Raw genomic sequence first — 15,240 nt, forward strand, 5'->3', positions numbered from 1 at the left:
TATAAAAATGCCCCTGTGATAATTTACAGTTTACTCCCTGTCGTTTCAGACGAATTACAAAATGTTATTAGAAGCGACCTTAAGATTATTTGTAAGTACTATTAAATTCAGCACTCCACCTGGCAACTATTTGATAAGACACTTTACGTCTAAGGGATTTCATTTGAGCTCACCTCTTCCCGATAGGATTAAAATCGGGAGAATAAAGTGGCAGGTATAGCAGAGTATGCCCCGCTGTGGTGAGAGCATCTTGCATTTTGGATTACTTTTCAGGGGCTAGGCCAACGTTATAGCCCCCACTATTTTCCACAGCTTATAAACAAAAGCCCCCAACTTGGGGGCTAAATATTTTATGCTAACTGTGCCAACGATGCGTCAATTTTTTGAAGCCGTTCATTAAAGTCAACTTCACGCTGTTTATTTTCATCAATGATTTCTTGGGGCGCTCTTGCCACAAAATCAGCATTCGACAACTTGCCGGTTACCACTTTCAAATCAGCCAATACTTTTGCTTTTTCCTTTTGCAATCGCGCATGTTCAGCTTCCAAATCAATCACATCGCGAATGTTCAATTGAAACACTGTCTTTCCAGCAATCACATTCAACGGTTTTGAAACAGAGTCCGTCAACGTAATTCGCGCCAAACGTTCAACCAAGGATTGATTACGGTTCAAATAATCTTGTTCAAGTTTATCATCCATTGATACGCTGGTTTGAACAAACGTTGCAACAGGAACGTTCAGCTCCGCCCTTGCTGCACGAATCGCAGTGATCGATTCAATCACCCAATTCATTTCCGAAACCGCTGACATATCCGGATTTTCAGAAATCGGCCATACATGCTCTAACAGAAATTCAGCCGATCCTTCTGGTTTAAATGCAGCCCAAATCTCATCCGTCACAAACGGCATCATCGGCTGCAATACGGTCAACAATCGCTTTAACGCCCATGCCATTGTGGCACGCGTTTCTGACTTTGTAATCTCATCTTGACCATTTAGAATCGGCTTTGTAAATTCAATATACCAATCACAAAACAGGTTGCGAACCGCCGCATATAAAAGGTTAGCTGCATCATGCAAACGGTATTCATCCAATGCCGCTGTCACGTCTTTTGTGGTCACCTCTAACGCTCCACCAATCCAGCGATTCACGGTTAGTTTTGCATCACTGGCCGGGTTAAATCCTGGAACTAATTCGACATTATGCATCTGCGCATACTTTGCCGCATTCCATAATTTCGTCACAAAGTTTCTGGAACTTTCAACCTTATCCATGGACATTCGCACATCACGCCCATGAACCGCTAAACTGCTTAGTGTCAGTCGCAACGCATCCGCACCGTATTGTTCAATCACAACCAATGGATCAATCACGTTACCTTTTGTCTTGGACATTTTTTGCCCTTTTTCATCACGAATCAATGGGTGGATGTAAACAACTTTAAATGGAACCTTCCCCATAAAGTGCAACCCCATCATCATCATTCGGGCAACCCAAAAGAAAATGATATCAAACCCTGTCACCAATACATCAGTACTATAATAAGTATCCAACTCTGGCGTTTGTTCTGGCCAACCTAACGTTGAAAATGGCCACAAAGCTGATGAAAACCACGTATCCAACACATCATCATCCTGAGCCAACTCAACCGCATGACCGTAATGATCTTTAGCCTCAATATGCGCAACCTCTGCAGAGTCTGCAACGAACACATGTCCATCAGGACCATACCAAGCAGGGATGCGATGACCCCACCAAATCTGGCGAGAAATACACCATGGGCGAATATTCCGCAACCACTCAAAATACGTATGTTTCCAGTTATCGGGAACAAACACCGTCTCACCTGTTTCAACGGCCTCCAATGCACGTTTTGCAAGAACAGCGGCATCCACAAACCACTGATCCGTCAACCGTGGTTCCAGTGGTGTTCCAGAACGATCCCCATGAGGAATCAATTGCTTGTAATCTTCGATTCTATCTAAACACTCAAGCGCCTCCATAGCCTCAACGGCTTTCTTGCGTGCTTCAAATCGATCCAATCCTTGGTATTCAACTGGACAGTTTTCATTCATTTTTCCATGAATATCCATCACATTAATCTTTTCCAGACCATGACGCTCACTCACTTCAAAGTCATTAAAATCATGAGCAGGAGTAATCTTTACCGCCCCAGTTCCTTTTTCAGGATCAGGATATTCGTCTGCAACAATTGGAATCTCTCGACCATTTAATGGAACACGAATACGCTGACCAATCAGATCTTGATAACGTTCGTCATCCGGATGCACAGCAACTGCAACGTCTCCAAACAACGTTTCAGGTCGAGTCGTTCCCACCACAATATATTGAGTTGCGTCAGACACCAACGGATACCGCAAATAATACATCTTGCCGTTTGTTTCTTTTTCTTCAACTTCTAAATCCGAAACCGCGGTCAGTAGTTTGCAATCCCAATTCACCAAACGCTTGTCGCGGTAAATCAGTTTTTGAGTGTACAAATCAATAAACACTTTACGAACCGCATCCGACAATCCCGCATCCATTGTGAATCTAGAACGATCCCAATCCGCAGTGATCCCCATCTTTTTTTGTTGATCAACAATGGCACTGCCGTACTTTTCTTTCCACGTCCACACATGATTCAGGAATTTTTCACGTCCCAATTCATGGCGATTAATTCCTTCAGAATTCAACTGACGTTCCACCAACATTTGCGTCGCAATTCCTGCATGATCCGTACCAGGTTGGTATAAAGTATCCTTGCCTTTCATCTTCTGATATCGCAACAACACATCCTGAATCGTGTAGGTTAACGCATGTCCCAAATGTAAATTTCCCGTCACATTGGGTGGCGGCATCATAATCGTAAACGGCTCTTTTCCGCTTTTAGGATTACATGCAAACAATCCTTTTCTCATCCATTCTTCATACAATTTTTCCTGAGCAGATTGATGCTGATAATTTTGTGAAAGTACTGACATTCTATTTCCTGTGTTAGACGTATATAATTTGAATTTGTTATACCATAAAATAATCCATCCAGAAATAGCTTGGATTTTTTATATAGGTTCATCACCTGGCTTGAGACAAAAATAACCAATCACGGCAGCATGATGCTGCACCCATTAGGTCAGATCAGATCTGATACGGATTACAAAAAACACCATCATCCTTCAAAAATATATTGACTTTTCGAACTCACTGTGTATACTAATAGCTAGAATTGCGAAAAGGCTATCCACTAAACAGGTGGGTAGCTTTTTTTCGTTCTACGTCTTTGAAACTTTCAGAAAAAGTATCTGAACTTTTATTGAAAGACATAGACATGCCGAACTGAATCCCCAGTACAGGCGCTCCACTACCCGATCAGTAGTCACGAGCCCTGTAAACAACCCCTAGAGTCGACGGGCTCGTAAAACACGACTTTGTGCCTATCAATAAAGTCCGCCTTTCCCCATTCGTGTAAGAAATGGGGTTCTTTTTGCACGTGCGGGTTACTGGGGATTCTCTCGGTTTAAAAAACAAACTAAATAATTAAATACTTAAACAAATAACTTAACTTTGAAAACTGCATAAACACAGCATTTTCAAAACATAAACAAGGAACTAAACCACTACTCACTCAAAAATCATCAAAATCATTTTTCACCCTTACCCCTCCTGCGCCCGAAATGGGTCAAAATTCTCACAATTTTCTCATATCTCAAATCACTTTCAATCTAACTTAATGGGTGCAGCATCATGCTGCCACACCCAACCTAACCTAATGGATCCAACCGCAGGTTGGCGTCACGCTGGTGGATGCAACCGCAGGTTGTCAGCATCATGCTGCCTGCGGGATTTATTTACAGCTTTAACCAGCTAAGCCGTCGGCTTTTTCTTAAATCGTAAAATAACTCCAGGATCCAAGGACCTGTAATCTAAGGTATACTCTTCCGGTTTGGGTTTCAGTTTCATTATTTGGGCTAAAATAAAGGTAGACAACTGTTCTTCTGTTAATGGCTTTGTATGAGTCATCGCTGTCGTGCCCACCTGTATTGCCTGCAACCACCATCCATTAGCTTCCGCTACATTTCGAATAGCCGGCAAGCAAACACTTTTTGTCTGCATTTGTCCAAGCACTCCTGGAAAATGCTGAGCAGAAACCTCTGTATACGATTGATAGTTATCCTCATTAAACAAGATTTCTCCAAAATTAGGAGGTGTTAGCCCATGAGTTATAAAAAATATCTGCACTCTTGGATCCCAAAGCATCGTTGCAAAGGGGGGCGTTGCATGCATCACAATGCTTCCATTTTCTTCTGTTAACCTCGCACCCAATTGGAACAGCTCTGTCACTTGCGCATCAGAAAACAAATGAATGGCATCTCGCACCAAAATGCCATTAAACTTAAGCGCGCTTACACTTTGAACATCTCTTAACCATCCTTGACTTACTGACAAAGATCCATGGCTTGATCCATTATCACGAACATAAGTTGACCATGCGTTATTATAATACTCGGCATGTTCTGGCTGCATAAACGGATCAATTGCGATTATATTTAAACTACCTTTATCCATCTCTGCTTGCAAAATCGCATTAGCAGCCCATCGGCCTGGACCACACCCATAGTCCAGCACATGACAAGGTTGTCCTACTACAAACTCTCTTTTTTCAAAGAACTTATATAGCGTTCCATCAAACCCTGGAAACGTAAACCCTCTTAACTCTCCTGTTGGTGCAACAGGCTCAATGTGGAAAGGTCCTGCCTGCATTGCTCTATGCAATTCTTTTAACGCAGCTGGATATTTTTCACCACCCTGTTCTAGCCCATCAACATCACTGGACGCTTGAATTCCTGATATTAAATTAAAACAAATAACAATCTGTAAAAATATTTTCTTCATCTTGACTCCTAAAAATTATCCAAGTTTTACAGAAGTCTTTAGAAAAAATAAAGACAATTATTAAAATGTTATAAACAAACCCAATCAGGCTTGTACACTATTGCCCTATCATGATTAACGCCTACAGGCACTGTTGATTGTTCATGGATAGGAATCATATCAAGTCGCAACATCGCCAAGGCTAGATAACCATGCACTGCTTTAATCTCACCCACAGTTTGACCTTGATACATAACCGCATCACCGACATTAATCGCACCATGTGTTTCGTCAAATTGAACCGGCAATATGCGTTTTCGAACCTGACCTACATGTTTTGTACGCGACATCAACTCCTGCCCCATGTAACAACCTTTGGTAAACGAGATGCCATTCAACTCCTCAAATCCCCATTCTAAAATGATGGATCGATCCTTCTCGAAATCCTCGCTGTCTGGAACAGCCAAATGAAATCTGTTGTGCCGATATTCGTTAAAATGATTCGTTGCTTGCACAGCTTCAGACGTCACCAACCAATACCCAAGCTCTGGATGTCGGGGATCTTGAAACGATAATTCTTCAAACGTTTCAAAGGGTTGCAAGCTACCATATACATGACAATCATCCGCAGCTGTTTTAAAAGCAACATCTAACCTTAACTTATAAGGTTGAATACGTTTCAGCAACGCATCCGCATCGTGTGCAACAATCATCAATGTATCACCAAGGTTAACGACAAAGAAATCAAATTGATAACGACCATTTGGACTTAATAAAGCCGTATATATCGCTTGATGATTCGATTTTTCTAACACTCCCATATCTTGGGTGATCAAGCCGTTCAGAAAACGATATCGATCATTGCCAGAAATATAAAATACCTTACGATTATGGTCTATAAACATTCATTAACCCACTGATTGTACGCGCTGTTTAAGATAATCAAATTGCAAGGATATTCAAAGTGTTTTTTGAATTTAGAACACATGATGCATAATAACTTGCTCTAAGCTCAAAAATTACGACCACTCGACTTTAATGCTATCCAAGCAAATCAATAAGATAAGAAAAAGCGCGAACAACTTTACTCAAGATCGTTCGCGCTCATAATTAGTTTAGAACGTGTATCCAAAACCTAAGCTTAACGTTACACCGTGAGCAGATGCATCCACACTTTTAACGGCGTTGACTTCTTTTTCCCAATAATCACGAATGAAACGTTTTACTGACACAGGGAACTTGAAATCTTTCTCCAAATTATCTCCTTTAATGCTCAAATAATTATAATTTAACTGAGCTTGAAAAAAGGCTCCTTGTCCCAATGCACGTTCGTAAGAAATAGATGGTGTAAGTCCGAACAAACTGCTTATCTCAAGCCCTTTGGGTGCGGAAAGCGCTGTTGACATTAATGGTACACTCGCCCCGATCCCGACAGAAATTCTGTCCAAAGGCGTTACAAGATATCCATAGGAAAGCTTTACCGTTGGCAATACCCCATAATCAAAATCACATCCAAAAGATATGGTGGAATTATATCCAAACTCTGAATTAAACCCTAATGTCAAAGTATGTGATGGCAATGGAAAGACAATTTCATCTTTCGGACTTGAAACATCCGTACCGTCAGCATTAACAGTAATGGATCCTTTACCACTGATTATTTTACCACCCAATAATCCGCCCACAAAAAAACCATTCCACGGAGTTCTTGCATTGTTTGTTGCGGGTTTAGCCGCACATATTTCCGAAGAACCTAAGGCAAGCACCATCGCTGTTGTTAAACTTAATATTCTATTGTAATGTCTCATAATACGTCTCCTGTTATATATAATAGATTGAATTACTTGTTTATTTTTTCCAGATCTCACTGGATAATGCGTTTTCTATAAACTTCAAATGAAGTCTTTCCTCTTGAAGATTTTTTGTTAATAACTCTCTAGCCATAGGATTAAGATTATTTTGTAAGGCTTCCTCATAACGTTTAACTGTCATCTTTTCATTGGTTTGCATTGCTTCCAATGCTCCTTTAGTTCCCATCATGCTACGCACGGCGGTATAACCACTGATAAGATATCCTTTAAAATCTCTGGAATACTCTGGTGGCTTTCCTTCAAGCTCTTTAATAAGCTTTGAAAGCTCCAAAATATGCCGCTCATGATCAGATTTAAAAAGGGTAAACTTAGCTTTAATCTCTTCATCTCCTAAGTTGGAAATTGCTTGATCATAAGCATGAGCATCATCAATATCCAACTGAGCAATGGAAATCAAAACATCCAAGCTTTCCTTTAAGTTTTCTAAATTATTTGTCATTGTGCGTCTCCTAAGCTTTTAAATTAATCCCAATATTATTGCTCCAAGATACCCGCTTTATTTTTCTGAACTGTTTCAGAAATACTATAATTAGATACATACTTATTTGAATCAAACGTAATCACTAATGTTTTTTCGCTCGTATCCACTTCTGAAGAAAACAGATTAGCTATGGGCACGAATGTTCTAGCCTTTACATCTGTTTTTCGGAACACATATGTCCACACTTCATGACCGCTGGAATTATGCTCCACTCGCAACGGACTACCTAAATAGTTTCTAATATCAGTTGCGGTGGTAACATGACGTTTGATAACTGCATCCAAAGACCCTGGCGTAGTTCGTTCTAATTCCATATTGCCAGTTTTTGTGACACACCCAAGTAACGTTAACGCTATAACACATGAAGATAATATTTTCATTTTAGCCTCCTTTTTTTGCTAGTTAATAAACATCGAATTACTTTTGTTTAGAAAACGGCACCATGCCAGATAATAAACCAACCGAAAGACCGATTAGTATGGCAGCGAATGGATGCTGCTTAACTAAGTTAGTTCCATCAGTTTGGATTACTTTAACAAGATGTTTAGCTTGCTCTTCAAGAGAATCCGAGCTTACAGTTGGTGTCTTAGATTTTTGAAAGAAAGATATGATGCCTTGAACAATCAAGGTTAACACCCATCCTCCAATCGATAAAGTAAAACACGCACCCGCCATATACCCCTTTGCGTAAACAGGTGTATAGATGGTGTTGAAATACTCATACAGACCACTAAGAGCAAAAAAGACTCCCATCACAGTAATTAGCCAAAAAAGAACTGTTCCCATTTTTTGACTGCTGCGACACCACCCGGACGCAAAGGCACTTCCCTTAGCATCTAGGTATCCTTTTATAGCAGGAATTGCTACTGAGAAGAGCGTCATCTCCGTAACGCCCAAGAAAATAAAAGACCGATCCCAAACGAAACTGCAAGACTTTGTATGGGGTGCTCTTTTACAGTACTTTCTAAATCACTTGCATATTGCTGAGCCTTCTCCTTTGTTAGCTCATACTTGTGATTCAAAAAGTCACTCGCAGAACTGCTGATCCATTTATTAATATCAGAAGCTCTAGACGCGATGTTTTCTATTTGAGACCAAACTTCTCGGCCTGCATCTTTAGAAAGATCAGCCCCAGCACTTTTTGCATGCTGCAGAATTGTTTGCAAGTCCTTGTTAAGGTTTGCAAATTCTTCCCCAAAGGTGTGATATTCAGCCTCAATATTTTTCTGAGGGCGATTTGGTGAGTTAGTAGATTTTTTCATGATGAATCTCCTTTCTCATAAAGAAGAGAAAATAGGATTATTTTTTCTTGCTAATTTTAGACATACATCATCTAAAAATGTGATTCAATGGCTTTTTTCGTGGCTTTTCGATTATAAAAGGATTCAAAAATTCTTGAATATTTATATATAAACACAACATAAAAATAGCTTAATACGAAAAAGACAAAAAGAAATGATTAACTATTCTTTATACATAAAGGACGATTTCAAAAATCATTTGGACAGCCTTATTGTATATCAAAAGTTTAGAAAACTACCCTATAGAGCAAAGTTTTATACTATATTTATAGTAAAAAAAATTTTTAACCTTCAATAAAATGTGTGATATTTGTAACAAATTTGGCTCTCAAATAAAGTAATGAAGAAAAAAAACACCTAGTCGATGATCTAGGTGTTTTTTCAAGAAGGATTGGATTTTACCACAATCTTGGAAAGCTTCCCAAAAAGCTTGATTTAGAAGAAGACTTTTCTGATGCAACATGCAATTCAGTACAAAAAGTGTTCGCTTTATTTAAAGTTAAATCTTCTACGGCTTGACCCTCTCCTAATGCAACAGCTATGTAAGCAGCCATCTTCTGACAGTTTCCAGTTCCTGGCATTTGGATACCAACTGGGTTGTATTCTGTTGTTAAGTTTTTGGATTTTAATCCTGCAAACGCTTCTTCACACAAAGCACGTGCATCGGATAAATACCCTCCACTTAATGCTGTTTGAGGATCTAGAATTTTTACAGATGTTGCAATTCCTGCATCATTATAAACAGCCTCCAACGTAACGCGATGTATGATTTTTTCACCCGACACATAATTTGTTAAATAAAGGTTTAAAGGTAAATATACCTTTTGAGTCTTAGTTTCTCTTTGAAGCGTATTTGCCTGTTTAAGCATACCGCGTAAAGTAGCACTTTCAAACCCCATAGAAAGGGTCTCAATCTGAGGAGGTGTTGAAATAACACTTTCGCCGTTTTTTCCAAGCAAAAAATGCTGCTTACTATTCACACGCCAATTTTCCCCAATATTCTTTAACTTAGTTAAAGATGTCCAAGATTGACACGAACCACTTTCAACACCTGTTAATCGGTTCGATCTTAAATATTGATACGCGACACCCCCGACTCTCCAAGCTAAACGCTTGCTATAAGCCCACCAACTTTCTTTGGGAGGGTTGGTAATCAAAGACTTACTCATCTGTTCGGTCTCAACAGCAGCAGCTTCTTCTAAAGGGTGTAACTGTGCTACATCTTCATTTTGATACGATGCGTGTGGCATCACAGCCTCTGAAAAATGATCACACGTATCTGGTCGTAAAAACGAACTAACCGTGTCTGTTTCTATCAAAAATGAGCTTTGTGAATCTGCGAAAACCACAGACAATGTAGCAATACTTGCTAATAAACATAATCTCATTTGAATCTCCCTGCCGATTCTTATAGTGATTTTTTTGCAACAAGTCAAGAAAGATTGTCAAAAAAAATAACATTTTATTAATAATTTCTTGTATTGCTTTTTTCCAAAGGCGTCTTTCACTTCCTATCCCGATTAAAATCGTTTATAAAAGGACAGAAACAATCAAGGCGCACTCATGACAGACACTCAAAAAACACTCTGCTTAATTGATGGATCGGGATTTATTTTCAGGGCATTTTATGCGCTCCCACCTCTGTCACGTCCTGATGGTACGCCAGTGGGTGCAGTATTTGGATTTACGTCAATGCTAATGAACTTGATTGAAACGCATAAGCATGATTTGTGGGCGGTGATCTTTGATGCAAAACGCCACAACTTTCGCCATGAACTTTACCCTGATTACAAAGCAAATCGCGCATCCCCACCTCCAGAACTTATTCCTCAGTTTTCGTTGATTCGCGATGTTTGTAAAACCTTTGATGTTCCATCGATTGAGATGGAAGGCTATGAAGCCGATGATCTAATCGCAACCTATGCTCATCAAGCCGCACAGGATGGATATAAGGTAACGGTCGTATCGGGTGATAAAGATTTGATGCAGTTAATGAATTCTGATGTAGAGCTTATTGACCCTATTAAAAATCGCGTTCTAACGCATGAAGACGTTGCAAAAAAATTTGGAGTCTTACCTGAAAAAGTCGCAGACGTTCAAGCACTTATGGGAGATTCCACAGACAACGTCCCTGGTATCCCAGGCATTGGTCCAAAGACAGCCTCTGAATTAATTACAACGTATGGCGATCTTGAAGCCTTATTGAAAAATGCTCACACGATTCCGCAAGTTAAACGACGTGAACTGATTCAAACACATGCAGATGCTGCACGTTTATCAAAACAACTTGTCTTATTAAAAGCGGATGTTCCCGTGATCGTCCCCTATCAAGACTTAAAACCTAAACAAATGGATTATAGCAAAGTCATAAACTTTATTACGGAACAAGGCTTTCATCGCTTAAAATCAAGAGCCCTTAATTTCTTTGAGAATCAAGCTACTCCACACATTATCGCAGAGGCATCTACATTAAAAGGAAGCTTTACCTGCATTCAAACGCTTGATGATTTACAACACGCCATAACAGCGATTCAATCTTTGGGATACGTTGCCATCGACACCGAAACCGATGGATTAAGCACCAGCACCTGCAACCTTATAGGTATTTCATTAGCATGGAATACTGAGGGCGGAGTCTATATCCCTATCCATCACAAAAATGCTGAGGGCGTTCGCATTCCAGATCAGCTGTCTCTTGATGACATTCGCCCTATTTTATTACCCATCTTACAAAATTCTGGAATCTTAAAGATCGGGCATAATATTAAATTTGATGCGGAAGTATTAGCGAATCACACCCTCCCCCTAGATTCTACAATTTCTGACACCATTGTAATGTCGTACACTTTAGACATGGGGCGCAACAATCATGGATTGGATGAGCTAGCCTTAAAATATTTCAACTATTCAATGGTGTCGTACAAAGAAGCTATTGCAACAGCACCAAGACTGAATCGAAAAGAACCCACGTTTGACTATGTATCCATCGATACGGCGACAACCTACGCCGCAGAAGATGCATGGATAACCTTGATGTTGCATGATACGTTAAAGAAACGCCTTGTGGATGAGAAGTGCACGGGGCTATATCACTCATTAGATCGCCCATTAATTCCTGTCATCATTGCTATGGAATTAGAAGGTGTTAAAATTGATATCGATTACTTGAATCAATTGACTGAAACTTTTGAAAATAACTGTAAACAATTAGAACACCACGTGTTTCAATTAGCGGGTCAGGAATTCAATTTAGGGTCTCCCAAACAATTGTCAGAGATTTTGTTCGAAACCTTGAATTTGCCGAACGATCAGAAAAAAGGAAAGTCTGGTCATTACAGCACCGACAGCGACGTTCTTGAAAGCCTTGCATTTCAGGGTCACCAAATTGCAGAACACTTATTGTCATGGCGCCAGTATAACAAACTGATCAACACCTATACGCGTTTACTGCCTGAAAAAATCAGCCCCAAAACAGGTCGCGTTCATACGAATTTTGGATTGACCATTACAACAACAGGGCGGTTATCATCTTCGGATCCAAACTTGCAAAACATCCCAATTCGTACTGAGGCCGGACGATTGATCCGTAAAGCCTTCATCGCAGATCAGGGATATAAAATTGTATCGTTTGACTATTCTCAAATTGAGTTACGATTACTTGCTCATATCGCGGATATTCATGAATTAAAGGAAGCATTTCATCACAATCAAGATATCCATACATTAACGGCATCTCATGTGTTGGGGATCCCCGTTGATCAAATCACCCCCGATCAACGTCGCAGTGCAAAAGCCATTAACTTTGGAATCATTTATGGTATCAGCGCCTTTGGTTTATCCAATCAGTTAGGAGTATCCAAATCACAAGCTCAATCGTATATCGATGCTTATTTCCAACGCTATCCAGGGATTAAAGCCTATATGGACAACACCATTCAACACGCCAGAGCTCATGGATACGTAACAACATTACTGGACCACAAAGCTTATATTCGGGGACTAGAAGACCGCAACTATTCAATGCGCAACTATGCCGAGCGTCAAGCCATTAATGCTCCGATTCAAGGCTCCAATGCGGACATTATCAAAAAAGCAATGATTCAAATTTTTGATCAAATCACAAAACACAAGATGTCTGCAAAAATGTTATTGCAAGTTCATGACGAATTGATCTTTGAAATCCCAGAGCAAGCCGTTGAGTCAGAAGTTCCTCTCATTAAATCAATTATGGAAAATGCTGCAAAAATCAGCGTTCCTATTGTGGTAGACTGCGGTGTCGCCGACAATTGGGCAGACGCACATTAGTTTACTTGTTCCAACTCTTGTAACTTGGTATCACACAATAGTTTCAAGACTTCTGGATTCGATGCTAATCTTGCTACTTCAGCATGCATGCTAGTTACTAAAGCAATCGTCTTAGCATTCATAGTTTCTTGAAATGTTCTTAGCTTAGTAACGGCTGCTTTATACTCAGAAACTTTAGCTAACTTATCCTCAAAATTTTTCTGGCTACGTTTTAAGATCATCGCTAGATCAGCTTTATCGTCTTCACTAGAAATGGCAATTTGATCCTGTAAATTTCTTACGAAAGTTTCATGCTCTTTCCGAACTTGTTGCACTGCGTATTCATTTACTACATTCACATCGCACACATATTGCATGCAAAATTCTGGAGGATTATGAATGCCTAACTCCTTTTCGTACTTAACTATACTTGCGCTTGTTACATTAGAAACTTTTGCGAAAAATTCTTTTGCGACAATCATACTAACCTGCTCAGCTTGTTGAGGCATGCGACCAACAACATTTTGTTGAATTTCCTGCATTCGTGTTGCACATGCATCCAGATTAGCTTTCAAACGCAATAGCTCTGCCACTGCAGCTTCATATTGATACTTTTTTTCCATTTCGCTATCAAAGGCTGCTCTCAGTTCTACTAGACGACTTGCTAAATCTGCTTTTGTTGTTTCATCGTTGATGCTATCATGAGTATCCTGAATGTATTCTATTTGTGATTGCACTGCTTTTATTTGCACAACATTCTCTACCTTAGGATCCCCAGTAAACATCAAACAAAAAATGGGTGGGTTACTGAGACCGGCGGTTCTTTCATGTGCTATTACTTGATCATGCAGAGTTTGAACCGTTGATTGAATTTCGCGAAGCTCCGCTGTTAAGACGCACAGCTCAGACACACTAAGCGCTGATCTTTCATCCCTGGTATCAGCACCACATACTGTCGTTAACATGTGTCCACACACAACCACTAAAGTTAATATTTTTTTCATCACACACCCAATATTATTTTCTCAATAATATTGGGTAGGAAGTTAATAAACTATTAATTACTCTGGCGAAAATGCCCCATATTCTTCAAGCCAAACTGCCAAGTCAATGCGAAGCAGTTCTAAAATTTCGCAGGCTTTTTCAAATGACAAATTAAGCGTTGGATTAGCAATACGACATTCATCAGAAAATGTTTTTTCTTACTTTTTAGCTTAAGTGTTGATTAGACTTAGGCAACGTGCAGACAACCTGCGGCTGGATCCGTTAGGTTAGACCCGCCAACGTGATGCTGGCAAGGATGATTGCGGCGGCAGAAGTTTGCTCGTTTTTTGTGCAATACGATATATTTGAATTGAATACGCATTCAATTCAGCGTTCAAAAACAGCAGTTTTTTTACTGCAGATTCATATCGAGACTTTTTTTCCATCTCATCTTCAAATGTCGTCATTAGGTTTGTCAACTGTACTGCCAACTCAGCTTTTGTTGTTTCATCGCTGATTGTATCATGGGTATTCTGAATATATGCTATTTTTGATTGCATGTCTCTTATTTCACCAACTTTCGCTACTCTAGAATCACCAATAAATTTCCAACAAAACAATGGCGGAGTGCTTAGACCTGCTGTATTTTCATGTTCTATTACTTGATCTTGCAGAGTTTGAACCGTTGATTGAAGTGCTCGAAATTCATCTGTTAAACTATCAATTTCAGATGCAGGAAAAGTAGATCTTTCGTTTTCCACATCAGCACCATATACTGTTGTTAACACATGCCCAACAACAACCAGAAAAGCTAATATTTTTTTCATCACACACCTAAAATGTTTTTTTCACTATATTAAAATAAATTATTAAACTATTAATTACCCTGGCGGAAATGCCCCATATTCTGCAAGCCAAACTGCTAAGTCAATGCGAAGCAGTTCTAAAATTTCACAGGCTTTTTCAAACGACAAATTAAGCGTTGGATTAGCAATGCGACACTCATCAGAAAACGATCCACCCAAAATATCTCCTAACTTACCCCATAAAGCTTTAACTTGTTTAACTTTTGCTTCTATATCTCTTGAATAGGTTGCGATAGTGTTAATCGCAATTAACAATGGTGTTTTCGATGTCGGAACAAGGGGCTTTAGCAATGACCCACATCGAATATATCCCTCAAATAAATTGCGGGTCGATTCAGAAACTTCAGCAAAATTTCCAACAGAGTATACTGCGGCTCCCTGCACATCTCCAAATATCCCCGTTAAGGCAAAGCATATTATGATAATTATTTTTCTCATCAAACATCTCGTTTCATATTTTGAATACAGAAGCATCCCTCGCTAAGTCAATAAAAGTTTTCAAAATCTTTGAATAATGTTACCTTATTTAAGAAATAGCGCATAATTATACACCTCATCAATAATAAAAATTCCTTAAC

Annotated in this window: 13 protein-coding genes; 1 reads left to right on the top strand and 12 read right to left on the bottom strand. The window is 39.5% G+C overall.

Annotation, left to right across the window (positions count from 1 at the left end):
• Nucleotides 1–350: 350 nt before the first annotated feature.
• The 9 genes from CPBP_RS03310 to CPBP_RS03350 all read right to left on the bottom strand — a co-directional run bounded on the left by CPBP_RS03310 (nucleotide 351) and on the right by CPBP_RS03350 (nucleotide 9,916).
• The gene (locus CPBP_RS03310; RefSeq protein WP_350331448.1) at nucleotides 351–2,987 is read right to left on the bottom strand and encodes a valine--tRNA ligase; all 2,637 of its coding nucleotides are present in this window, start codon (nucleotides 2,985–2,987) and stop codon (nucleotides 351–353) included.
• Between the two features lie 880 nt (nucleotides 2,988–3,867).
• Nucleotides 3,868–4,896 (bottom strand): class I SAM-dependent methyltransferase, encoded by a 1,029-nt coding sequence (locus tag CPBP_RS03315; RefSeq protein WP_350331449.1) that lies wholly within the window; start codon nucleotides 4,894–4,896, stop codon nucleotides 3,868–3,870.
• Nucleotides 4,897–4,964: 68 nt separating this feature from the next.
• Nucleotides 4,965–5,780, bottom strand: coding sequence for a CAF17-like 4Fe-4S cluster assembly/insertion protein YgfZ (gene ygfZ, locus CPBP_RS03320; protein WP_350331450.1), 816 nt, complete (start codon nucleotides 5,778–5,780; stop codon nucleotides 4,965–4,967).
• Nucleotides 5,781–5,990: 210 nt separating this feature from the next.
• On the bottom strand, nucleotides 5,991–6,683 hold the full coding sequence (locus CPBP_RS03325; RefSeq protein ID WP_350331451.1) for a hypothetical protein: 693 nt from the start codon (nucleotides 6,681–6,683) through the stop codon (nucleotides 5,991–5,993).
• A 40-nt stretch (nucleotides 6,684–6,723) separates the two neighbouring features.
• Entirely contained in the window at nucleotides 6,724–7,185 is a 462-nt protein-coding gene (locus CPBP_RS03330; RefSeq protein WP_350331452.1) for a DUF2383 domain-containing protein, read from the bottom strand.
• Nucleotides 7,186–7,220: 35 nt separating this feature from the next.
• Complete coding sequence (bamE, locus tag CPBP_RS03335; RefSeq protein ID WP_350331453.1) at nucleotides 7,221–7,607, bottom strand: outer membrane protein assembly factor BamE domain-containing protein; 387 nt, start codon at nucleotides 7,605–7,607, stop codon at nucleotides 7,221–7,223.
• A 37-nt stretch (nucleotides 7,608–7,644) separates the two neighbouring features.
• A complete protein-coding gene (locus CPBP_RS03340; protein ID WP_350331454.1) occupies nucleotides 7,645–8,109 on the bottom strand; it encodes a hypothetical protein in 465 nt (154 codons plus the stop codon).
• Entirely contained in the window at nucleotides 8,106–8,489 is a 384-nt protein-coding gene (locus CPBP_RS03345; RefSeq protein ID WP_350331455.1) for an ElaB/YgaM/YqjD family protein, read from the bottom strand. The genes CPBP_RS03340 and CPBP_RS03345 overlap by 4 nt, the downstream gene beginning before the upstream one ends.
• Before the next feature lie 437 nt (nucleotides 8,490–8,926).
• On the bottom strand, nucleotides 8,927–9,916 hold the full coding sequence (locus CPBP_RS03350) for a hypothetical protein (RefSeq protein WP_350331456.1): 990 nt from the start codon (nucleotides 9,914–9,916) through the stop codon (nucleotides 8,927–8,929).
• Between the two features lie 175 nt (nucleotides 9,917–10,091).
• Between CPBP_RS03350 and polA the strand changes: the two genes are divergently transcribed.
• On the top strand, nucleotides 10,092–12,833 hold the full coding sequence (gene polA, locus CPBP_RS03355; protein ID WP_350331457.1) for a DNA polymerase I: 2,742 nt from the start codon (nucleotides 10,092–10,094) through the stop codon (nucleotides 12,831–12,833).
• Here polA and CPBP_RS03360 read toward each other — a convergent pair.
• From CPBP_RS03360 to CPBP_RS03370, 3 genes are all read right to left on the bottom strand, one after another.
• On the bottom strand, nucleotides 12,830–13,816 hold the full coding sequence (locus tag CPBP_RS03360; protein ID WP_350331458.1) for a hypothetical protein: 987 nt from the start codon (nucleotides 13,814–13,816) through the stop codon (nucleotides 12,830–12,832). The two genes, polA and CPBP_RS03360, sit on opposite strands and share 4 nt — an antisense overlap.
• A gap of 267 nt (nucleotides 13,817–14,083) precedes the next feature.
• The gene (locus tag CPBP_RS03365; RefSeq protein ID WP_350331459.1) at nucleotides 14,084–14,623 is read right to left on the bottom strand and encodes a hypothetical protein; all 540 of its coding nucleotides are present in this window, start codon (nucleotides 14,621–14,623) and stop codon (nucleotides 14,084–14,086) included.
• A 54-nt stretch (nucleotides 14,624–14,677) separates the two neighbouring features.
• On the bottom strand, nucleotides 14,678–15,100 hold the full coding sequence (locus tag CPBP_RS03370; RefSeq protein ID WP_350331460.1) for a hypothetical protein: 423 nt from the start codon (nucleotides 15,098–15,100) through the stop codon (nucleotides 14,678–14,680).
• Nucleotides 15,101–15,240 lie beyond the last annotated feature (140 nt).

The sequence above is a fragment of the Candidatus Bodocaedibacter vickermanii genome, from assembly GCF_014896945.1.
Lineage (GTDB): Bacteria > Pseudomonadota > Alphaproteobacteria > UBA6184 > UBA6184 > Bodonicaedibacter > Bodonicaedibacter vickermanii.